Raw genomic sequence first — 23,150 nt, 5'->3', positions numbered from 1 at the left:
CTGTTTCCCGTACGCGGAAATTCAGGGCTGTTCTGTGTATCAGGTTTTCTTTTTATCTTTTCTCTTTAACAAGCTGTCTCTTAAAGTGGCTGAAAGAGCATCTACAGCTAAAATACTGTTTATCTGTTCCACAGACGCCTGCTTATTAAACTTTACTTCATTAATATAAGCGATTGAAATACGTTGTGGGTCCTGTTTAAGTAAAAATAGATTATCCCCTGGAGAAACGAACCCCTCTTTGATGACTCTGTACATCCACCCCGTATAACCGGAATGCTGCATACGCGCAACCATATCAGGCACGCTGTATTTTGCAGCAAGCTTGTAGCAGGGCTGTCTCGGCTCTGTTACTTGAATAATGGCATCACCCAGTTGAAAGATGTCTCCTGCGTGCGTGTTGTTTTCAGTTAATCCAAGAGTTGATAAGTTTTCGCCAAATAGCGCGTCATGATCGAGATGGCCCAGCAAATCCTGCCAGTACTCGAAATAGTCATACGGATAGAGGCAAACTGCTTTTTCAGTTCCTCCATGGTGTTCATATGCCTGCTCGTCCTCAGCAAAACCGGTTTTGCCAAGCCATGCAGGCTGCATGATCGCTTTTTTTCTAATTGCTGAATCAAATGTTTTATTGCCATATGTAATTGTTTCGATTTTACCCATATTGATCGATTGTACTTGATAGGTTGTCACCCCTCCGCAATCCTCCTTTCTCTTTCTACAGCTGAATATCTCTTAAACTATCCCATGCGTAGGCAGATTCCCTATGTTTTTTGCCTTCTATTTCAAAGAATTGATTATTGATAGGGACTCCTCCGAGTTTTTTATAAAATGATGTATACGGATTTTCATCTAATGCCCAGATAATTAAACCACTGTCTCCTTCCACTGAGAGAATTTCGATCATTTTTGAAACAAGGAGCTGTCCAATTCCTTTGCGTTGATGCTCCTTAAGTACATAAATAGCCCAAATTTCGTATTGATAATCCTTGTACTTCTTTTCTCTTTCTCTTCCAGCAATGGCAAAACCAAGAATATCGCCTTCCGTTTCCGCAACATATGTAATGAAGTCCTCCCGGTTTAATCCTGCACTCCAGCGGTCTGCCCATTTTTCGGGTCTCATTTTTTCAAGGTAAGATTGATCCACAATTCCTTCGTATGTAGTACGCCAGCTATCAATTCTTACCTTGCTGATTGCCATTGCATCCTCTTGTACCGCTTTTCGAATCATTTCAAGACACTTCCTTTCTAGTCCCGGATTATCCCTTGACTCGCTGCTAATAATACTTCTTTTCCATGCTGATTTCGATAGATGGATTTCACTTCAACCATACTGAATTTATCATGCTGGGTCACATTTAAAATGTTCATTTCACATCGGACGGTGTCACCGGTAAAAACAGGGCGGATAAATTCAGATGTCATCTTACGTGCAATATAATTTAAATCTCCGCCGATTTTTGTTCCGATACTGGCCGTTAACAGTCCATGTACCATTAATCTGCCCTGATCATCATGCTCTACATGATGTATACCCTGATCGCCTGTAATTTGACCAAAATTAAGAACCTCATCTTCGGTGAATGTCCGCTCCCAATGAAACGTATCCCCACTGTTTACTGTCATCTATCCATTCCCCCTTTTACACTATTGGTAGTTATTAGTATATCTTAAGTTCAGGAGAGAATGAACAACTATTCATACTATTTAAAAATCTCAAATCTCAATGATTACCGGTCATTTAATAAGGGTATCTGTAAAAGATATGGATAAAGCAAAACTATAACTTGGGAGTGATAGCAGTGGAACACTATTCATTAATTATTGATGGAAAAGATACGGGGCAGGACTTGCCAAAAATAGAGGTTACAAACCCGGCCACAAAGGAAGTCATCGCTACTGTTCCTAAAGGCGGAACGAATGAAGCGAAGCAGGCTGTCGATGCTGCACATGCAGCTTTTCCTGCATGGTCAAAGCTTTCAGCTTATGAAAGAAGCACCTCCCTCATGAAATGGGCAGAGCTCATCGATGAGCAGACAAAGGAGCTTGGTAAAATCATGACCCTTGAGCAGGGCAAACCGCTGAAAGAAGCTGAAGGTGAAATTGCTTATGCTAACGGGTTCATTAAATGGTATGCAGAAGAAGGCAAACGGGTTTACGGAGAGACGGTGCCTGCCAGCCAGGAAAATAAACGGATTTTTATTCACAAACAGCCGGTTGGCGTTACAGCAGTCATTACTCCATGGAACTTTCCAGCGGCGATGATTACACGAAAAGTAGGACCAGCATTAGCAGCGGGATGCACAGTGGTCATCAAGCCTGCCAGCCTGACTCCATTAACGGCAATCAAGCTCGTGCAGCTAGCTGAACAGGCCGGTATTCCAAAAGGCGTAATCAATTTAGTTACTGGCCAATCTTCAAAAATCAGTGAACAATGGCTTGAGGATAAACGCGTCAGCAAATTAACCTTTACCGGTTCAACCGAGGTGGGTAAGACACTTATGAAAGGTGCCGCTGACACGGTTAAAAAGATTTCTCTGGAGCTTGGCGGACATGCACCTGCGATCGTAATGGATGACTGTGATCTTGATAAGGCTGTAGATGGAGTAATTGCCACTAAATTCAGAAATGCCGGGCAAACCTGCGTTTGCGCCAATCGCATATATGTGCATGAATCGATTGTAGAAGAATTTACAAAAAAATTCTCTTCAAAGGTTAACAAGCTGAAGCTGGGAGACGGATTCGAAGACAATGTAGACCTTGGTCCGCTCATTAACGAGGATGCAGTGGAAAAAATGCAGGAGCATATAAAAGATGCTGAAAACAAGGGGGCAAAAATTGAACTTGGCGGCTCATCACGAGATGGATTATTTTTCGAGCCGACAGTCTTATCCGGTGCAACGGATGACATGCTGTGTATGAATGAAGAAACATTTGGACCGCTGGCTCCAATTGCTTCATTCTCGACTGAAGAAGAAGCAATTAAACGGGCCAATGATTCTATTTACGGACTGGCAGCTTATGTTTTCACTGAAAACATTTTAACTGGCATTAGAATATCCGAAGGGCTGGAATATGGTATTGTGGGTTTAAATGATGGTCTGCCATCTGCCCCGCAAGCTCCATTTGGCGGATTCAAACAAAGCGGCCTGGGACGCGAAGGCGGGCATCAGGGCATTGAAGAGTACCTGGAGACAAAATATATTTCTGTAGGACTATAGAAAATAAGGAGCTGACGCAAACTGGCGCCAGCTCCTTTTTTCTTAGGTGAAAAAAGCTTTATTGAAAACCCTGTGCAAAGGAACAAGCGATTGATCTTAATTAGAATCATCTTTAAGCTTATAAAAATCCATTCGGTGTTTCTCTAAAAAAGCATTATTTTTGTACATTTGAATGGCTGCCTTGTTTTCAGCACTCACACAAATCGAGATGTCCTTTATGTTCATTTCATCAAAAAGAAATGATGCAGCTTTTTGCAGAAGTGCTGTGCCCACTCCCCTGCCCCGGCTTTTTGAATCCACTGCAATAAATTCGATCGCGCCTTCCCCATGATCAGGGACCGCTTCCACATAAACATAACCTAACAGGTCTTCGCCGTCGGCCATTATAAAAAGTCGTTTAGAATCATTAATACGTGTCAGTATATCATCTGCAGAAAAATAGGCAGCTGGAAAAACGGTGTTATGCAATCGCTTAAATTCAACTTTAAATGCTGCTGTAAACACGGCAGCTTTCCCCGAATAAATTGAGCTGGATCTATATGTACTTGCATGGAGAATGACTTCACTGCTTTGTTTAACCCCACCCATTCGGCTTATCCACTTTTCAGCCTGCTGGTTCTGTTCATTATAAAACCCGTACCACATTCCCTTTTGATTGATTTTGTGCTGCAAAAGCCTCCAAAGGATATCTGCCTGCTCCTGCCATTTTTCGTCCTCAGCGAGACTAAATGGCCCCCACAGCTCGCCGGTTTTTTCTTTTGAATCCCAATCAGCACCCAATGCAGCTATAATCTTTCCGTTTTCTTTCAATACAGCAAAGGAGTTATTGAATGAAAGATCCGAAAAATCCTGCATCAGTACATCCGCCACTTCCTTGGCATTCGTTCCGCAGTAGCCAATATGCTGATCGGGCTTACGATTTAATCTCGAAATAAATTCACCGGTCTCTTCCTCTGTAAAATCCTCGTGAAGCTGTTCAAAGCATGTAAAACAAAAGGACTTTTGTCTATCAAGTTCCCCCTCAAAAAATCCATCCTTGCAATATAGAATCTTCCCACACCCCGTGCAATGTGCTACGACTTCTTTCATATGAAAACGCTCCTTCTTTAAAACCCTTTTCATCCATTCTACCAAATCATCATATATGAAATTGCACGTATATCTCTTTATCTGCCATTTAAATCCTTTTGCAGCCTTCAAACTCAAGAAACCCAGAGCTGGTTAGCACCGGGTTCTATCTATTACAGATTACACTTTTATTTAGTTTTCCGGCTCCAACAGCCCCATCGTCAGACACATTTCAATCGAAAGTTTTTTTGTTCCTTTTGAAAAGCGGATCTCCAGGCCTTCTTCCGCAAAGCCAAGGATTTCTCCTGTGCCAAAAACACGGTGCTTCACAATTTTGCCTACTTCTAGCTCAGATACTTTTGTTAACGCATTCGGGTTATGGGGAACCGCTCTTGCATCAATGGAAGTGTCCTTTTGCATTTCCTCCGGCGGATTGATGATATGGTTCACATTTAACAAAAACATCGAGGGTTTTGTTGCTTTTCCGTTTCGCATCCGGTACGACAGAAGTTCTAAATGCTCCTCTGCTCTCGTCATTCCTACATAAAATAATCTTGCCGCTTCCTCAAGAGGTTCCCTGTTTCCTTCATCGCTTTCTTTTAGATCACTTTTAGATGGAATCACATCCGCAATCAAGTCCATCAGGTATACCTTTTTAAACTCAAGGCCCTTTGAGCTGTGAAGGGTGGAAAGAGTTACGGCTTGTTTATTTTTATTAAACTTTGATGTTTTTAAAAGAGACTCCAGATGCTTAAGACGAGCTGCGAATCCTTTCATGGTTTCTTCTTTTCGGGCGATCTCTTCAAGCGTCATCAGAACATCCTTTAAATAATCCATGGAAAAACCAAGCCGCTGACTCATATTTTCAAGTGCTTTATCATACCCTCCCCGCTCCCGAATCAGCTTTATCACAGGATAAGGCGCCTCGTTTTTCATTAAATTAAACGTTTGTTTAAGCGATTTCACCTGCTTTATCTGGTAGTCTTTCAGCTGGACATGATTAATCAGCTTATCAAATATCGAATCCTTTCCCGGAACCTGCTTTGCCTGAATCATCTGCTGCTTTGTAATGTAACCCTTGCATTTCATGTGAATCTGCTCAAAAATATCTGCTCTCTTATCATTGAAGCTTAAGCGCATAAAATTCAAAATATCCTCAACAATCCAGTGTGAGAAAAAGCGGTGATCTGAATCCTTCATGTAAAATGGGATATCCGCCCGGTCCAGTTCATTCATCAGTAAAATAGCCGAGCTGTTGGTGCGGTAAAGAACAGCTGCATCGCTGTAATTTGTCAGGGCAGCAAGCTGCTGGCCGATGTAACGAGACTGATCCTCATAATCCGGAAATACTTTTATAACAATTTTTTCGCCGTTTTTATTTTCAGTGTACATGTTTTTATCATATCGGTTTTTATTCCGTTTAATAAATTGATTGGCTGCATCGACTATTTGGGGCGTTGACCGGTAATTTTGTTCCATCATGAGAATTTCAGCTTTTGGGTATACCTTTTTAAAATCGATCAGGTATTGCGGTTCGGCCGCCCTCCATGTATAAATTGACTGATCATCATCCGCAACTACACATAAATTCCCGTGCTCCTTTACCAGCTTTTCAATGATGGCATGCTGAACGAGCGATGTATCCTGACTTTCGTCTGTCAGCATGTAATCATATTTTTGCTGGTATTTTTTAAGCAGACGCTCATTAACAGTTAATGCTTCATTGGCCAGTGTCAGCATATCGTCATAATCAAGCAGCAGCCTATTCGGATTTTTCGCTTTTGAGTCTTCATAATCCGCAAAAATTTCTTCTGCATTTGGAACATCACAGGGAACAGAGGACCAATTGGATCTCTTTAAAAGTTTGTTTTTTATGAAGCTGATGTAGCCTGTAAGCTCCTCTAGCTGGTCGTCTGTAATCGCCTCTTTATTGTGTTTTTGAAAAAGGGTGCGCAGAAGCATTTTTTTATTGGCATAAGCAGGATCGAGGTCAGATGACGGATCAATACTTCCTTCAATCAGCGTATAGGTGATCCCCTGCTGATAACAGTAATCCCGAACGATCGAAAATGCCAGGCTGTGAATCGTGGAAAAATCGACTGGCGGCAGATCAGGGAAAAATCGTGCAAAACGACTCTTCATATCTTCAGCAGACGCTTTGCTGAAGGTTACCCCTTTGATGCGTTCCGGCAGTATCCCCTTCACCTCCACTAAGTAACCAATCCTCATAATGATCGTAGTGGTTTTCCCCGATCCCGGTGAAGCAAGTAAAAGAAGCGCTCCTTTTGTATGCTGCACTGCCTGCTTTTGAACTTTATTAAGCGATACGTTTAGCTCGTTATATTTACGAAGAAAAAAATCTTCTTTTACAATCATAAGTAGAACTCCTGACACGATAAGATATAGTTGGTTTGATTGTATCATTTCAGTCAATGATTTTGCCAAATAGCTTATTGATCCATGAATACTATTTTAAATGGTTGTCCCAAAGCTCCACACAAAAAAGCAGAGCCTCCATCGACTCTGCTTCAAATCTTATCCAAAGACGCTTTTTTCGATCTGCTTCATTTCAAAGAAGTACCCTTTTTTCGCCATTAGTTCGTTAAAGGAGCCATTCTCAACGATTCTCCCATCTTCCATAACCACGATCTGATCCATGGCTTCAAGTCCGGTCAAGCGATGGCTGACCAAAATAACCGTATCATCCACTGCCTGCTTAAACAATTCGTCATAAATGAAGCGTTCGGTTAACGCGTCGATTGAGGAGGTTGGTTCATCCAGCACCCACAGTCGTTCGCCTTTCAGCAGGGCCCTTGCAATGGCAAGCCGCTGCTTTTCCCCTCCGGAAAGGTTCTCGCCTTTTTCAAACACTTCATCCTCTAAACTAAAGTGGCTCATACGCACCTTCACAAGTACGCTTTTAAGGTCTTCGTCGCTCAGTCCATCCCTTGCCATTTCAAGATTGTCTCGGATGGTGCCGTAAAAAAAGTGATTTTCCTGCAAAACAACATTTGATTTTTGCCAGATGGCTTCAGCTTCAATATTTTGAATTGAATGATTTGCCAACAGGACTTTTCCGGATTTAGCATGCAAAACCTTTAACATCAGCATGAGAAGTGTTGATTTCCCTGAGCCGCTTGGCCCGACGATCGCCGTTTTTGATCCGGCCGGAAGATGAAGCGTAACCCCGTCTATTACGTTTCTTCCTTCGTTCTCAAACCGGTAGGCGGCCTCACGAAAGTCCACGGAAAGTGCTTCGGTTTGAGGAAGGTCAATTTTTGGTTCCTGAGTTATAACCGGTTCTTCCTTAACAACGGAGTACAGCCGATTCGAGGCCCTTCTGCTTTCTTCCAGATGCCCCGGAAAAGCAGCCATAGGCGTAGCATTTTCAAACACAGTTAACGAAATCATAACCAGCATGGCTAAAAACAATCCGTTTAACTGACCGCCAATCACTAAATAAGCACCGAGAGCCAGCACTACCCATGAAATCATAAGAGAAGCAGCGGTATTGATGGACTGGTTAAACATGGATTGGACACCGTCACGCTCCTGCTCCTGGATATAATCCTCCGAGGATGAAATCAGCATGCGTTCTTTTTCTTCCAGCCGCTGATACAGCTTCAATTCACGAAAACCGTACAATAATTCGGTTACTTCAGTTGACAGCTCACCGCGGCGTTCCCGTACTGTATGATCAATCCTGCGCTGACTGTAGGCAAATACCGCAGGAATAACCAGCGCAGTTAAAAGAAGACCCAAAACCAGCACCAGCGCAATATAAATTGAGAAAAAGGATGTAAACACGATCGTGCTCAAAAATACAATGATTAATACGATCGGAGGATAATAGACGCGCAGGAAAAAGTTCTGCAGACTTTCTACATCTCCCACAATTCGTGCAAGCAAATCACCGCTGCGGTATTTTTGAAAGATGCCCGGTGCGAGCGGCTCCAGCCTTTCAAAAAAATTCACGCGCAGGTTGCTTAAAATCGTAAATGTTGCCCGGTGGGAAAAATAGCGTTCCCCATACCGGCTCACTGCCCTTGCAAGTCCAAAAAGCTTTAACAGGGCAATCATAACGGTCAATGCGTATAAAGGGGGCATCAAGGCTGCCTTTGATATCAGATAACCGCTCGAAGCAAATAAACCGACAGCTGTAATTCCCGCTAAAAACCCAAACAAGATGGAATACAGGATATCTTTCTTTTCCCGTCCAACTTCCCTTATTACGATCGATAATTCCTTCATTCCGCCTCGCCTCCTTGCTGCACTGCCACCATATTCCGATATTCAGGGACGGAATCCATCAGCTCTGCATGGGTTCCTTTGGCTGCAAGTTCTCCCTTTTTCAAAAATAAAATTATGTCTGCATGCTGAATCGTATGCAGCCTGTGCGCAACAGTAATCACAGTGGATCGCCTGGACAGCTCCCGGATCGACGCCTGAAGAATTTGTTCCGTTTTCAGATCAAGGCCTGTAGTCGGTTCATCAAACAAAACGACTGAAGGATTTTTCAAAAATGCGCGAGCAATGGCTAAACGTTGCTTTTCTCCTCCAGACAGCCCCCTTCCGGCTTCTCCAACCTGGGTATCGAGACCTTGATCAAGCGAATCAATTAATTCCATGATCCCTGCCTGCTGTGCCGCTTCTTTAATCGCCTCTTTGCTCACTTCTTTTGATGAGCCAATCACAATATTATCCTCAATTGTGCCGGAAAAAATATAGGGCTGCTGGGAGATATAGCTTAGTTCGTAATACCAGGCCCGCTCCCTGTAGTCCGATAATGGCCTGCCTTCTATAAGCACCTGACCCTTTGATGGGGAGACGAGACCAGCCAATAAATTAAGAAGCGTAGATTTCCCTGCTCCACTTTGGCCAACAATCGCTACCTTCGCATAGGGTTTAATATCCACTGTTACATTTTTCAATTCAAATCCTTCATTATAATGAAATCCTGCACTTTTAAGAGAAATAGCAGGCGGTGTTGATGCATTCAGTTCATGTTCTCCCCATGAAACAGGGTGATCCTTTTTTTCCAGCTCATTCATAATTTTTCTTGCTGCACCCATACTCCCCCGGCCTGTATGGAAAGCGCTCCCCAGTTCCTTTAATGCCAGGTAAAATTCCGGAGCCAGCACCAAAAGGAAAAAGGCTGTAAAAAAGGTCACACTTTCAAATACTACTAATCGAAGACCCAGTTCAAGTGCGATTAATCCAATGCTCAGCATGGAAATGTATTCAAGCATCAAAGATGACACAAAGGCAACCTTCAGCACTTCCATCGTTGCTTCTCTGAAACCAAGGCTGCTTTCCCGTATGGAATCTTTCTGTTTTTGAGAGCGCCCAAATAATTTCAGTGTCGTCAATCCCTGAAGTGTATCTAAAAATTTACCTGAAAAAGCCGCCATTTTATCCATCTGTTCCTCAGACTTTTTCTGCGTCTTGATGCCGATAATGATAAAAAACAATGGAATAAATGGCGCTGTAATCATCATTAACAGACCTGTGTACAGATGCTGGTTAAACGCGACAATGATGATCATCAGCGGCACTACAGAAGTTTGAATGACCTGTGGAATATACTGGCTGAAATAGCTGTCAATCTCATCTACAGCATCCATCATGACGCTGACTTTTTGTCCCGACTGCCCTTGAAGAGAGGACTGTACAGGGTTGTTAGTAAACTTCGCCAGCAGCCTGCTGCGAAACTCACTTTTTACCTTCGCGGCCATCCTAACACCAGCACGCCCACTGGCATAAGTTAACCCCGCACGCACAATCAGTGCAAGAGCAAGACATGCCAAATACGGAGCAATTTGGGAAAATGACTGCCCCTGAAGGAAAACCCGGTCAACCACCGTTACAATTAAATAGGCCTGTGCAATGATTGAAATCCCCGTCAGCACAGCCAGAATGATAAGCACCAGTTTTGTTCCTTTGTATTTTTTTGCAATATGTTTTAATTCATTCATTGTAAGGAGCTCCTATCTTGGAGAGTCATCAGTAAGAATGTGAATGCTTTGTGAATCAATTCACATATCGGTATTATTATTATAACGAATTACTGAGTTAATTTCACCTTTCAGGCTTAGGATGTGCTGGAATGTTTTATTTACTAATATCATTTGCTCACAGCTGCATAAGAATTCGGTGATTCGAAGCCTTAAACCGTGTTATCGAAGGGTGCTGGAATTCAATTGAAGCTTTCATGATTTATATCGAAGCCTCAGAACCGGCAATCGAAGCTGAGAGCACTCTTATCTGCTGGTTGGGGGACCTTTCACCTGGACTAATATCAACCCCGCGCCACTGTGCCAATAAAAAAAGCCGGCAAGCTTTTATGCTCACCGGCTGCCATGTCGTCATTACTTAAACCATCCTTTTTCTTTGAAACGGGAGATTGCTTCAATGCGGTTGCTCACTTCCAGCTTGTCGAGTATGACGGAGATATAATTGCGGACAGTGCCGTTTGTAATAAAAAGCTCGCTTGCAATCTCTTTCGTGTTTTTTCCTTCTGCTATGAGTTCGATTACCTGTTTTTCCCGCTCAGTTAAAGGGTTAACATCAGTAAAAGCGATGTCCACCAGCTCAGGCGCATAAATCCTCCGCCCTTCCATAATAGTCCGAATGGATTTAGCCAGCTCCTCGCTTGGACTGTCCTTTAATAAATAACCGCTTACTCCAGCATTTCTTGCCCTTTCAAAATAACCTGAACGGGCAAAAGTAGTTAAAATAATGATTTTACATGCATGCTCTTTAAGCTCCGCTGCTGCATCTAATCCGCTTTTTAACGGCATTTCAATATCCATAATGCAGATATCGGGATTTTCCTGCTTCACAAGCTCAATGGCTTCCTCACCATTGCGGGCTTTACCGACTACCTGCATATCTTCTTCCAAATCAAGGAGTGAACCAAGCGCACCCAGCAGCATTCCCTGGTCTTCAGCTAAGACAATTCGGATCATTCCAATCCCTCCTGCTTCGTTTGCTTAATGACAGACGGTACACGAATAATAAGCGACGTACCGATTGAGGATTCTATTTCCATGCTTCCATTAACAAATTCCAGCCGTTCTTCCATTCCAATCAGTCCATTGCCTGTATAAGGATAACTAATATTTTTAATCCCGACACCGTCATCTGTCACCTTTAAAATTAACTCTTTGCTTGTTTGTTCGATGACGACAGAGCAGGCTTCAGCCTGGCTGTGTTTTACTACGTTTGTCACAGCTTCTTTTAAGCACATGCTCAGCACATTTTCAACGAGTATGGGTGTGTTCTGTAAAGCGGGACTTCCCTCTAAACTAAATTTTATTTGAGCAGCAGCAAGGATCTGCTTCACCCGGACAAGCTCATCCTCAAGTTTCGTTCCCCTCATATCAGAGACGAGTTCACGCACTTCTTTTAAAGCCGTTCTTGCTGTTTGATTAATATCCTGGATCTCATGTTTCGCAGTCTCAGGATTAACGGATACTAACTTACCGGCAAGATCACTTTTTAAACCAATAAGCGAGAGCTTTTGTCCGAGTGTGTCATGAAGATCACGTGCAATCCGCTGCCTCTCTTCTATTACAATCAATTGCGAGATCCTTTTATTCGCATCATCAAGCTGTCCTTCAAGTTTTTCACGTTTATTTCGATTATAAGAGTTAAATGGCAGCAGAATGACACCGATCACGCTAATTAACACAAATGGAAATTGAGAAAAAAACAATTCGTCCTGTGTGAAAAAGGCTATATTGACTGTGGCGATGGTTGTGAGAACAAGAACACCATATAAGGTAAAAAAGCCTGCTTTATTTTGAACATTCCCCACCATAAACGCTAAAAACAGGGCAAAATAAACAAAACCAAAAAGGACGGTCATTGCAATACTTATCGCAATGGCTATGCCAACCCAAAGATAATTTAACCAGCCTTTCGTTAAAAAAGTTAATCGGTAAGAAATAAAAAACAAGAAAATCATGGTCACTCCGATTAAAATGTCAGTTAAACCGGAAGATCTGAAAATAAAATAAAATGGCAGCATACAAAAGATAATCCATATGTAGATGTTTAACCCTGTATTTCGCGGAAAAATATTATACCAATTGCGCATCCCGTACCGTCCTTTCTTTCCTATTTCTATATTATAACAAATTGTTGATCTCCAGTGGAATGTAGTCCCAACTGCAATAGGAAAGCACCCGTCCGTGATCTGGACGAGTGCTCAGGTATCTGTTTATTTTCCGTGCACACTGCTTACTTTTCTGTTCAATGGAACATTAAGTTCACCTTTTTTAATTTGATTCTTTACTTCCTTAAAGCTGACAAATGTCTTTCGGCTTTCGTCATATAAGCGAAAACGGATCGACTGTAAGCTTGAACCCATTGTGATGGTAGTCGCCTGGTGAAGGGGCGGTGTTGATTCATGGGCTTTTTCCAGGTTATAGTTTGGCACTCTCGGGCTTAAATGATGAACATGGTGATACCCGATATTGCCTGTTACCCACTGCAGTACCTTTGGCAGCTTGTAAAACGAGCTTCCATCCACTGCAGCTTTTACATAATCCCAATCCGACTCGTCTTCAAAATACGAATCCTCGAATTGATGCTGTACATAGAACAGCCAGATTCCAAGCGATCCTGCAACAAACATAATAGGTCCGTGTACAAGAAGAAATGCCTGCCAGCCAACAGCCCAGATCATGAATGCATATAAAGCAACAAGTGCGATATTTGTAAAATATGTGTTATTGCGTTCTTTTTTACGAGCATCCTTGCGGTTCATACGATTGGTTACGAAATACAAATATAATGGTCCCAATCCAAACATAACAATCGGGTTCCGGTATAAGCGGTAGGCGAATCGTTCTTTAGGTGTTGCTTTTGCATATTCCTCAACGGTCATAATCCATACATCACCAACTCCGCGCTTATCTAAATTACTGCTGGTAGCATGGTGAATTGAATGCTCACGTTTCCATTTTTCGAATGGGAACATTGTGATGACACCCGTTATTGTGCCTAAAATGCTATTAATTTTTTTATTTTTAAAGAAAGAACCGTGACAGCAATCATGGAAGATGATAAAAATTCTAACCACAAAACCTGCAGCTGCAATCGATAGGGCTAATGACAAAAAGATTGAAACGGATAAACTTTGATAGGCCAGAAACCATAGCAGGAAAAATGGCGGTATTGTATTTATTATTTGGCGAACACTCGCTTTAAAATCCGATTTTTCAAAAGGTGAGACACTTTTTCTCAGCTCAGCTGTTTTTTGTTTACTCATGTCTTCCTCCCCATTCTTTTTTATTTTTGTTGATCTTATGACCTCATCATAAATCATTGCCAAACTTTCCATAAGTCATGACTGTCAACTCTTATTCATGACAAGTGTCATATCCCCTCAGGAAGGCTTAATAAAGTGATATTGCGGGGAATGCTTTAGCAAAGCCATTAATACCCGAAAAATGGGACTCATGAAATGATCTTTTAAGGGAAAAATAAATGCACTTAGACTTTTGGAGGTTGGTTATGTGCGACAATTTATCGTGATCATTACTTTTTTTCTTTTCTTTTCTTCCACGGTGTCAGCTGAAACGAATGCCAAGCCTTCCCGTGAAGATTTATTGAGCGAAAGAATGAGCTATTACATTCAATATGGCACCGAACATTTTATCCCCTGGTATTATCTAGCTGCGATGGATCAGTTTGAACGGAACATTCAACTGGTGCGGGAGGATATACCGAAAAGGGAAGGTTCAATCGCCCTTCAATTCCACGAAGACTTCTGGGCAGGACCGCTAAACCCAAATAAGAATGATACCTCAACCGCCACAATTGATATGTTTGGCGGCAAGGGACAGGATGGGAACAATGATGGCAAAGCTGACCGCAATGATGTAGAAGATGTTTTATATACAATGGGGCGCTATTTAAGCGAGTATGGACAATCGGAAGAAGATTTTAAACTGGCTTTATGGGATTACTACAAGCGTGAAGAATCTGTGCGGCAAATTTTAACCATTTCTAAGATTTATCAATCTAACGGGACGCTGGATTTGTATGATCATGCATTTCCCCTCCCATTAAATCAAAACTACAGTTACCGCAGTACGTGGGGAGATAATCGGGGCTGGGGGGGCAGAAGAATTCATGAAGGAACCGATCTTTTTGCCTCCTATGGAGTTCCCGTATTAGCAACAACTCATGGTGTAATTGAAGTAATGGGCTGGAATGAATATGGAGGCTGGCGGATTGGGCTGCGGGATATCCATAATGTTTATCATTATTTTGCTCATCTAGGAAGCTTTAGTAAGGATTTGAAAAAAGGCGATATTGTTAAACCGGGAACCATTATAGGATATGTCGGAAGTTCCGGTTATGGGAAAAAAGGAACAAGCGGTAAATTCCCTCCTCATTTGCATTATGGCATGTATTTGGACAATGGCCGGACCGAGTGGGCATTTGACCCATATCCTTCTTTAGCTATTTGGGAAAGACAGCAAAAAACAAACCGCGAATCGTAAGATGGATTCGCGGTCTTTTTAGTTGTGGGTATCTTCAATTTCTTCAGGTATAACATAATCTGTGTAAAAACCATGAACATCGATTTCAAAATAAGAGTACATCTCATCTAAATCATTAATGGTGTAAATGTACGTAACGATTCCCTGCTTAAACAGTTCACCGACAAATTCATCGTTGACTCTTGTTTTTGCTATCCCGATTGCACGTATATCATGCTTTTTACAGAATGAAATGATATCCTTAGTCGTCCATTTTTCACGTCCAACAATGTACAATATATCCTGAAACCCGTACTTCTTAATTGTTTTCAGATCTTTCTGGTAGTACATCTGAGGGATGAGCCGGTCCAACACAGAGGGGTCTACATCTTGAATTTGTTCCCCTACCTTTTTATAAAGTCTCCTTGTATCTTCATGGGAGGACACTTTTCCATCAAGAAGCACATAAATCTCCGGGTGCTTTTTCATTAGAGCTAAAATCCGCTCAAAATCCATCGGTGTATATTGGAGATAATAAGGCAGCTTAATGAATTTCCTGTAGGTAAGCGCCTTAGAACCCGGCTTAAATTCCTGGCCGTATGTCTCGTCCCACCCATGCCGCGCCACGAGCTCGCCGTCACTGGTCAGTGAAAGGTCCAGCTCAATCAATTTATACCCATTATTATAGCTGTTTCGAAAGGCTTCCTCGCTATTTGTATAATCTTTCCCCTTGATGCCTCCTGCTGCATGAGCAATGAGTTTATGTTTTGTCCACGCATAAGCTTCAATTTCTTCCTCCTGATGAGACGGTGCAACCCAGGTCATCATCAGTACGAACAGCACTGCATATTTCATGCTCTCACCTCTAGATAAATGCGGCCTTACCGGTTAGTATGAACCATTATCGGTTTAAGATTCCCATTATCTAATGGTGCCTGTAGCCAATACCTGCATCTTCACATGAACCCTGTACTCTGCATTTTGAGTGACTTTGTCTGTCAGTTCCTCTGACCAGCGCCCATGATGATACTTTCTGAAATTTTCACTCAGTCCCACCGGATCTGTATTCTTTTCTTTCAAATCAGCTAATAATGCCGTGACTTCGCTGTGCATAAAATCCCTTATCTCTTTTTCCAGCTGGGCAAAGTCATCTGAATTAGACAGATCTTTATCACCCTGATATTCGTAAAGGGTTCCTTTTAACTTTAAGGTAATATCCAAAACGGGGTTATTAATGTCTTTATTTGATTTGAAGTGAACATCACTGTCGACAAAATCGACTACCACCTGTTCACGCGTCTGTATCTCCTCATTGACAGTAATAGTGGTTGCAGGAAGCCTCTTCGCCCCCTGAAGTATTTTTATTAGCTGTCCCTGCTCACGATTCAAAACTCCGATCGCTCGTTTTTCTTTAAAAAGCGCAACACCCGTTATTTCAACTTTTTCCTCCTTGAGTTCCAGATAAGGTGTAACGGTGTCCATTACAGGGTTTGTTTGTGTGTAGATAAAATCATGAATACTTGTATACGGATTGAACATATTATGTGGCTTAGGCTTTAACAAATCATTTAAATAAGTTACAATCCCTGCCTTACCCGGGTATTCCTGCTCGAGCATGTCTTTGGCGCTTTCTTTTACCACAACAATCAGAACCTTTCCGCCAATTACCGGATTGCGGTATAAGTGTTCTACGACGTCCCACAGCTTTCCGCTTTGTGCAAACTCCTCATCAATTAATACAATCCGTAATCCATTTAGTTTAATTTCCTTGTCCGCTTGAGACGAGATTGCAACGATCCCTTCTTTAATCAAACTGGACTCTGTGCTGTAGGTTTGAGTAGGTCCCACCACAGAGGGCTGAGGCACTGCAAGCGTCAGTTGCATCCTGTTATCATCAATATAATCAATACCTAATACATTTACGAGTGCCACATCCTCTACTGAGCTTGGTTTCAGTTCGCCCGAACAGCCTGACACAAAGACGAGACAAAGAAAAACAGTTAAAAAGACGAAGCGTCTCATGATTTCGCCCGCTTTCTTCCAGAACGGATAAGATGGAGAAGGATCAAAATGTTCGGCCATAATATGATGGCGAATTTAACATAAAACACCCGGTCATAAAGCATTTCCTGAAATTCTTTGGAAAATGGGATATTAATGAAGATAAAGATTAAAATAGCCATGATGTACATATGGTAGGTTTTATTGTTCGCTCTCAAAGAATCCATCCCTTTTTTAGAAGCCCATAAATAGGCCGCAGACGTTGAAAGCAGCAGCATTACCCACAAAGATATACCCATCACATCGATTCGTTCGGCAAAGGATAATTCCACTTCCTGAAATAATTTTAAAATTGGATACAGCACTTCTGTCATCTGCCATTCTGAGAAATACATCACACTAACAATGGTGACAGCCAGATAAAAAAAGACTGTTATCCATACGCCGATGGAAGCCTGCCTGAAAGCCTTTTGCTGATTAATAATGTAGGGAAAAAAGACAAGAATTAATTCATATCCTACCATTGAGTAGTAGCCGTTGCGGCTTGCCGTAAGAAATTCCTTCCACGTAAAGTTTGAGACTGGAATAAGGTGGCTTATATCACCATGTGAAATCGGCCAATATAGAAACAACGCCATCCACCCGGTTAAAAAAAAGCTGATAATACAAAAGCGTGCAATTGATTTTATTCCTCCATGAACAACATAAAGAAGCACACTAAAAAAAAACACCAGAGGAGTGATGATCGTTCTGTCAGGCAATGCAACGATCTGTATTAAATCCAAATACCCTTCTAAAATGGAGGAAATGAATAAAATAAGGTACAAGATAAGAACAATGTTTAAAAGCTTCCCCAGCCATTTCCCAACCAATTTTTCATTAATCGTAAATATATTATCCTTTGGATATCGCTTCACAATCCATATCATGGGAATCAATGACAAATTTGCAATAACCCCGAACATAATCGGAAGCCACCACTGGCTGTAGCCCATGGAACTCATTTGCTGGGGAAGCGATAATAAACCCAAGCCAATCATGGAATTTTGAACGAGAAAAACAACATGATAACCGTTTAATTTTTTTAGTTTATTGTTATCCAATTATTGTCACTCCTCGTTCAGCGGTCCAACCTGTTTTTCTTTTGATCGTGCAATTCCTTTTCGATACTTCAATAACCCACTCGGTGCCCGAAGCACACTATCCAGAAGGTCTGTCCAATTCCGAGGAATACCAGGGGTTAAATATGGCGTTCCCAAAGAAGTTAAATTCAGCAGATGGATAAACAGCCAGGCAAGTGCAATCATTTGCCCATACAGGCCAAAAAATCCTGCAGCTAAAATGAATGCATAGCGGATGAATCGGCTCGTATTGCTCATTAAAAAGCTTGATGGAAGAAATGACAGCAATGCCGAAATCGCCACGAGCACAACCAGCATATTACTGATAAGTCCCGCTTCCACTGCAGCTGTTCCAATTACGATACCGCCTACGATACCCAGCGTCTGACCAATTTTGGTCGGCATCCGTGAACCCGCTTCCCGAAGAATTTCAATAACGAGTTCAATGAACAGCACTTCCATAACCGGCGGGAAAGGCACACGGTTTCTTGATTCCTGCAGATTAATCAGCAGTTCAAAGGGGAGGATTTCAGGGTGATAAGTAAGAGCTGATATATAGGTCGGCGTTAAAATAATCGTGACAAAAAAACCAAAAAAGCGTAAACTGCGCAGCAATGTTGCAGTCATCCAACGATTGTAATAATCTTCCATTGGCTCAAAAAGCTCTAAAAATGAAGTAGGACAAATGATCACAGATTGGCTGTTATCCATCATGACGGCTATTCGTCCATCGAGTAAATATTTCATTGTCATATCCGGTCTGACTGTGGAATTATATTGTGGAAAAGGCGACATAGGATGATCTTCGATAAACTGCTTCATCACAGTAATATCTGTGAACCCGTCATACTCCAACTCCTCAAGTTTGTTTATTATTCGCTTAAGATTGTCCTGATTCACAAGATTACTTAGATAGAGAACGGATACTTTGGTGTTGGTCTCTGTTCCGACCATATACGTTTTATTTTTCAACTCAGGATTATTAATTCGGCGTTTTATTAAAGATAAATTTGTATCCAGTGATTCGGTAAAGGCGTCCTGAGGACCAATAACCGTTGATTCCGTCTCTGTCTGCTGAATCGAACGGCTTTCTGCACTAAAAGTGTTTATCGAATAAAACACATGCTGTGTGTGAAGAAACAGGATCGTGTGTCCTGTAGTAATTAGCGACAGCACATGGGGCAGATCATTTAAATCAATCTTTTCTGAAGCATGAATGACTGTTTCATCCTGACGCAAAATCGGTGCGATTACCGTTTGATGCAGCACCTGATTGTCGACAAATGAGCTATAGTAAATAACTGTTACAGGACCTTTCGGAGTACGAATATTTTTATAGATTACATCATCAACGTCTGCCAATTCCTGCTTAATTGATTCAATTGAAACCCGCTTGTTTTTTAGCTTTGGTTTAGAAGTGCTTTTATCAGATGGTGCTTTTTTCTGAAGAAATTTGCTTAGTAATTTTACAACACCCATCCAGCCCCACACCCCTTGCCCTTTAATGTATCTTTATTCCTTTATTCATTTCCTTAGTAAGGAAGAAGTATACGTTTTTAAAGGGGGATACAGGCTGAGCTGAGTTCCTCCATAGGCTTTTTTAATTCGAAAATACTCCCATTCGGTCAAAGCCGGCCAAATATAAAAAAAGCATCCGTTTTTTGGATGCTCCCTTTAAAACCCTGCTATTCGTTCTGCCGCTTTCCGTGCTCCGGATATATTCCTCGCTGTTGGTCCCATTTCAAGCTCTGCCAGCGGTCCAGCTACGAATAGATGGGGACACCAGGAAAGATCCTGATTAACAATTGGAAACCCGCATTGTGCGCAGCTAAGTTTTTGATGGTAAATTAATGACTGCAGCCACTCCACCTCCATAATTGTGGAAGAAAAACCGGTAGCAAACAAAACGGTTTTGGCTTTCGTTTTTTGCCGGGTATGTTTCAAGGTCAATTCAATTGCAGAAGAGTTTCCTTCCCATGATTCCACCTCATCTTGATAAAATGAACACTGCCCTTCCTTTTGCAGCCTGGAAATGCGGTTTGCGAGTTCATGCGGAACGGACCCTTTATTTCGGACCTTTGTAATGATCTCTCTCCTCTGTTCATAAGCATTAATTTTTTCAAACGAGGACATGTACTTAGGTCCAAGCCAGCCCGGATCACTATCAAAATGATGGATACGGTTTTGATGCCTCGCGATCTGGATGACCTCACCCGGATACTCTTTAGACAACTTAATCACAAGATGAGCTGCCGAAATTCCTCCGCCGACGACAAGAAATGGCGGCTTCATCACTGGTTTCTCTTTTTCAAAAATATGCCCTGCACGCTCAGGATATTGTTGTGCAAGTTCACGGCCCCATTCAGGATAAGAAAACTTTTGGTTGGCACCAGTCGCCACTACGAGGTTGCGGCAAACGAATCGCTTGCCATTCTCTGTTTTAACTGCCCAAATCCCTTTGTGCTTTTCCACACCAGAAACTATATCCTGTATCCATGCCTTTTGAAGCTCAATTTCTCTAAATATTGAATTGCTGTGTTCATTAAAAAGGTTTAGGGACGGTCTTTTATATGGTCCAAAGAAAACCCGCTTATCGCCTTTTCCTTTGCCAAAAGCCTTTAAACTAAAAGGATTCAGATCCAAATGGTGAACAGCAGGGGATCTGAGATACGGCATCCCGATAAAATTCGTACGGCTTTTCCATTCATAAAGAGGCGATGAATTCGGATCAATGATGCCGACGCGATCAATGGATGTTTTTTTCGTTTTAAGCAAATGAGCTGCAATTGTACAACCGTGTATTCCCCCGCCTATAATGATCCATTCATACAAATTGACTCCTCCTTACAAAACGAAATTATTACGATTTAATCAGTAAAAATAGAACCACGCATCCGCTGTATACTGATCTCTTACTGTTGTTCAAGCTGAAGCAATTGATTGTGTATTTTTGCCTTGTCCAAATTTTCTCCAATTATAACAAGATTAGCAGGAAGTCTTATCGCTTCTTCAAAAAACTGAGAGATTCCATAGCTGTATTGAAATAAAGTAGTTGTGCCCTTATCTTCAAAAAATCGAATGAAGCCTTTCATTCTCAGAATATCGTTTGGCATGGCCAACAGCCATTCATCAAACGCCTGTCTGGAAACAGATCCTTTAAATTGATAGGTAAACGACTGAATTTGCAGGTGATCTTTAACATGCACAGGATCTTCATTCGTTTGAGCATACCGCTGTGAATACCCGATGAAAGCCAGTGGTACTTGTGAAAATCTAGTTGTATGGATCGTTGCAAATGAATTGAAAGAGCGGATTTCTTTTTGGACTTTTTTGATCAGCTCTGCTGAAATCAGATCGGTTTTGTTTAGTATAAGATCATCAGCATGCTTAACCTGCTCTTCTAAAAGTCTTCTAACATGAGGACTAAATGTTTCCCTTGCCAGAAAACGGACGGCATCAATTGTACTGATGACAGAACGCACATTCATATCCGGCGCAAGCAAGGGAGAAAGGCATCCTTCCAGCACATCTACCGGATGAGCCACCCCCGTCGCTTCGATATAAATTACCTCAGGTTCATGCTCTTTATATAAAGACAATAGAGTTATTTCCAATTCATCTTTTAAGGTGCAGCAGATACAGCCATCCAACAATTCCATCAAGGGCGTGCTGCTTTCGAGGAGAGCGGAATCGATTGAAATGTCTCCTATTTCATTCATCAAGACAGCTGTTTTCCTTCCACTTCGTTTTTCTTCAGTTAATAAATTCTGGAGAAGGGTCGTTTTACCGCTACCCAGAAAACCGCTTAAAATAATTACTTCAACTGTAGAAATCACGCACACCCCTTAATCCCTTAATCACTAGATAATAAATAAAAAATGCGCTGACTGTCCCTGGACACTGCCTCTTTTCACCAGTACTTCTTCTGTCCGGTCAATCCATTGGGCTTTTTTTAAGCGTTCATTTAGCTTATCATCAATTTCTTTTTCAATTTTTCTCATCTTAAATAAAACTTTTTCATAGGGAAGATTAAAGTGTTCAGCCGCTTTTTGATGAGGTGCATGCTTAACCAGCATAGACATAAACTGCTCTGAGGTTTGGGATTGCTCAGCTAAAGAATCTTCCATGCTTTCTATATATCGATACAGCATCCTTTTGTCATCAGGCAATGCAGCAATGATCTCGCGCGCTAAAATCTCCATTAAATGGCCATTCATTTAAAATCCCCCCTTTTACAGCAGACTTATTAAAGGCAGCTTATAGTGAAGAGATTTCACTATAAGCTTACTGAATTGAGAAATTTACCAGCTCGCTTTTTTCACACCGGGAATCTGTCCTTTATGCGCATAATCTCTGAACGCAATGCGGGACATTTTAAATTTACGCAAATAACCGCGTGGGCGTCCAGTTACTTCACAGCGGTTTTTCAAACGGGTCGCAGAAGAATCACGAGGCAATTTTTTCAACGCTTCATAATCCCCCTTCTCCTTGAGCTCTCTTCTTAATTCGGCATATCTTAACACCATTTCCTGCCGTTTCTTCTCTTTTGCTACTTTTGATTTTTTTGCCATTGTCATTCTCTCCTTATCAAATCGTAATCATTACGTTTTAATCATTAGTAAATCATACTCTTTTTCTTTTGGCAAGTAAAAATGAACGCGATAGCTATCAGTACTATTGAAAGCATATTACATTACCATATCAGTCAATCTGTTAATTTTCGCTGAAGAAGTTCGCTTTCTGCAAAGCAATTGCAGCAAACAATATGTGAGATGTACTAATAAAAACTGCCGTGATTAAAATAAAGAAAATCCTGACCTCAAGTCAGGATTTAGCATACAAAATGTGCAGTACTTACATATAATTTTCAATGCCCATTAAAATAAAAACACTGATCATTAATAAAAAATTAGCAGCCATAAGTAAAAAATGACGGCTGGCTATGGCAAAAGCGAGTCCCGCGGCTCCTAAAACAAAAGTCAGCCATATAGGGCTCTCCAATTGCATAAGCAGCTTTGGAACCCAGATTAGTATGCCAGCAAGAAAAAAAAGAAACGAAGCCTTAATTTTCATAATAACCTCCTTCTTTAACGTCATCACGTAGTAGAATGTGGAAAAAGTATAGCAAAAACAAGTTTAATTAACAACAAATTCCATAATGAGTAGTTAAGCTGGTTTAGTATCCCCTGAATTCTTTTCCTTAATGTGTTAATAATTTCGGTACCTGTGGTATAATATAGACATAT

21 protein-coding genes are annotated in these 23,150 nt (G+C 41.5%); 2 read left to right on the top strand and 19 right to left on the bottom strand.

Annotated features, from left to right (window positions below; all coding sequences use genetic code 11):
* Window positions 1-39 precede the first annotated feature (39 nt).
* Genes E2R51_RS13350 through E2R51_RS13340 form a run of 3 tightly spaced genes read right to left on the bottom strand, consistent with a single transcriptional unit; the run spans window position 40 to window position 1,623 of the window.
* Entirely contained in the window at window positions 40-690 is a 651-nt protein-coding gene (locus E2R51_RS13350; RefSeq protein WP_240733080.1) for an MOSC domain-containing protein, read from the bottom strand.
* A gap of 25 nt (window positions 691-715) precedes the next feature.
* Window positions 716-1,228, bottom strand: coding sequence for a GNAT family N-acetyltransferase (locus tag E2R51_RS13345; RefSeq protein ID WP_133377583.1), 513 nt, complete (start codon window positions 1,226-1,228; stop codon window positions 716-718).
* A gap of 17 nt (window positions 1,229-1,245) precedes the next feature.
* Window positions 1,246-1,623, bottom strand: a complete 378-nt coding sequence (locus E2R51_RS13340) for a MaoC/PaaZ C-terminal domain-containing protein (RefSeq protein WP_133377582.1) — start codon at window positions 1,621-1,623, stop codon at window positions 1,246-1,248.
* A 176-nt stretch (window positions 1,624-1,799) separates the two neighbouring features.
* Here E2R51_RS13340 and E2R51_RS13335 point away from each other — a divergent pair, with 176 nt between their 5' ends.
* Entirely contained in the window at window positions 1,800-3,218 is a 1,419-nt protein-coding gene (locus E2R51_RS13335) for an NAD-dependent succinate-semialdehyde dehydrogenase (protein ID WP_133377581.1), read from the top strand.
* 96 nt (window positions 3,219-3,314) lie between these two features.
* Here the strand turns inward: E2R51_RS13335 and E2R51_RS13330 are convergent, their stop codons facing one another.
* From E2R51_RS13330 to desA, 7 genes are all read right to left on the bottom strand, one after another.
* The gene (locus E2R51_RS13330; RefSeq protein WP_133377776.1) at window positions 3,315-4,307 is read right to left on the bottom strand and encodes a GNAT family N-acetyltransferase; all 993 of its coding nucleotides are present in this window, start codon (window positions 4,305-4,307) and stop codon (window positions 3,315-3,317) included.
* 171 nt (window positions 4,308-4,478) lie between these two features.
* On the bottom strand, window positions 4,479-6,662 hold the full coding sequence (locus E2R51_RS13325) for an ATP-dependent helicase (protein ID WP_133377580.1): 2,184 nt from the start codon (window positions 6,660-6,662) through the stop codon (window positions 4,479-4,481).
* Window positions 6,663-6,821: 159 nt separating this feature from the next.
* Window positions 6,822-8,537: a thiol reductant ABC exporter subunit CydC gene (gene cydC, locus E2R51_RS13320; RefSeq protein ID WP_133377579.1), complete on the bottom strand. Its 1,716-nt coding sequence runs from the start codon at window positions 8,535-8,537 to the stop codon at window positions 6,822-6,824.
* Window positions 8,534-10,261: a thiol reductant ABC exporter subunit CydD gene (cydD, locus tag E2R51_RS13315; RefSeq protein WP_133377578.1), complete on the bottom strand. Its 1,728-nt coding sequence runs from the start codon at window positions 10,259-10,261 to the stop codon at window positions 8,534-8,536. The genes cydC and cydD overlap by 4 nt, the downstream gene beginning before the upstream one ends.
* A 393-nt stretch (window positions 10,262-10,654) precedes the next feature.
* Window positions 10,655-11,254, bottom strand: a complete 600-nt coding sequence (locus tag E2R51_RS13310) for a response regulator transcription factor (RefSeq protein WP_133377577.1) — start codon at window positions 11,252-11,254, stop codon at window positions 10,655-10,657.
* Window positions 11,251-12,387, bottom strand: a complete 1,137-nt coding sequence (locus E2R51_RS13305; protein WP_133377576.1) for a sensor histidine kinase — start codon at window positions 12,385-12,387, stop codon at window positions 11,251-11,253. Before E2R51_RS13305 ends, E2R51_RS13310 begins: the two co-directional genes overlap by 4 nt.
* Before the next feature lie 123 nt (window positions 12,388-12,510).
* On the bottom strand, window positions 12,511-13,563 hold the full coding sequence (desA, locus tag E2R51_RS13300) for a Delta(5) desaturase DesA (protein ID WP_133377575.1): 1,053 nt from the start codon (window positions 13,561-13,563) through the stop codon (window positions 12,511-12,513).
* Window positions 13,564-13,810: 247 nt separating this feature from the next.
* Here desA and E2R51_RS13295 point away from each other — a divergent pair, with 247 nt between their 5' ends.
* A complete protein-coding gene (locus tag E2R51_RS13295; protein WP_240733079.1) occupies window positions 13,811-14,803 on the top strand; it encodes a M23 family metallopeptidase in 993 nt (330 codons plus the stop codon).
* 18 nt (window positions 14,804-14,821) lie between these two features.
* Here the strand turns inward: E2R51_RS13295 and E2R51_RS13290 are convergent, their stop codons facing one another.
* The 9 genes from E2R51_RS13290 to E2R51_RS13250 all read right to left on the bottom strand — a co-directional run bounded on the left by E2R51_RS13290 (window position 14,822) and on the right by E2R51_RS13250 (window position 22,977).
* The gene (locus E2R51_RS13290) at window positions 14,822-15,637 is read right to left on the bottom strand and encodes a phosphatidylinositol-specific phospholipase C/glycerophosphodiester phosphodiesterase family protein (protein WP_133377574.1); all 816 of its coding nucleotides are present in this window, start codon (window positions 15,635-15,637) and stop codon (window positions 14,822-14,824) included.
* A gap of 66 nt (window positions 15,638-15,703) precedes the next feature.
* Complete coding sequence (locus E2R51_RS13285) at window positions 15,704-16,804, bottom strand: Ger(x)C family spore germination protein (RefSeq protein WP_165967226.1); 1,101 nt, start codon at window positions 16,802-16,804, stop codon at window positions 15,704-15,706.
* Window positions 16,801-17,886, bottom strand: coding sequence for a GerAB/ArcD/ProY family transporter (locus E2R51_RS13280; protein WP_133377572.1), 1,086 nt, complete (start codon window positions 17,884-17,886; stop codon window positions 16,801-16,803). The genes E2R51_RS13285 and E2R51_RS13280 overlap by 4 nt, the downstream gene beginning before the upstream one ends.
* Window positions 17,887-17,892: 6 nt before the next feature.
* A complete protein-coding gene (locus E2R51_RS13275) occupies window positions 17,893-19,383 on the bottom strand; it encodes a spore germination protein (RefSeq protein WP_133377571.1) in 1,491 nt (496 codons plus the stop codon).
* Window positions 19,384-19,578: 195 nt separating this feature from the next.
* Window positions 19,579-20,736 carry an NAD(P)-binding domain-containing protein gene (locus E2R51_RS13270; protein ID WP_133377570.1) on the bottom strand — a complete coding sequence of 386 codons (1,158 nt, stop codon included), beginning with the start codon at window positions 20,734-20,736 and terminating at the stop codon, window positions 19,579-19,581.
* Between the two features lie 80 nt (window positions 20,737-20,816).
* A complete protein-coding gene (locus E2R51_RS13265) occupies window positions 20,817-21,740 on the bottom strand; it encodes a CobW family GTP-binding protein (RefSeq protein WP_165967225.1) in 924 nt (307 codons plus the stop codon).
* Window positions 21,741-21,764: 24 nt separating this feature from the next.
* On the bottom strand, window positions 21,765-22,121 hold the full coding sequence (locus E2R51_RS13260; protein ID WP_133377568.1) for a hypothetical protein: 357 nt from the start codon (window positions 22,119-22,121) through the stop codon (window positions 21,765-21,767).
* A gap of 84 nt (window positions 22,122-22,205) precedes the next feature.
* Window positions 22,206-22,475: a 30S ribosomal protein S14 gene (gene rpsN, locus E2R51_RS13255; RefSeq protein ID WP_133377567.1), complete on the bottom strand. Its 270-nt coding sequence runs from the start codon at window positions 22,473-22,475 to the stop codon at window positions 22,206-22,208.
* Window positions 22,476-22,758: 283 nt separating this feature from the next.
* Window positions 22,759-22,977, bottom strand: a complete 219-nt coding sequence (locus tag E2R51_RS13250; protein WP_133377566.1) for a hypothetical protein — start codon at window positions 22,975-22,977, stop codon at window positions 22,759-22,761.
* Window positions 22,978-23,150: the final 173 nt, after the last annotated feature.

This window comes from Jeotgalibacillus sp. S-D1 (assembly GCF_004358665.1).
Classification (GTDB): Bacteria; Bacillota; Bacilli; order Bacillales; family Jeotgalibacillaceae; genus Jeotgalibacillus.
Note: the sequence above shows the minus strand (reverse complement) of the source record. Positions and strands in the feature narration are given on the sequence as shown.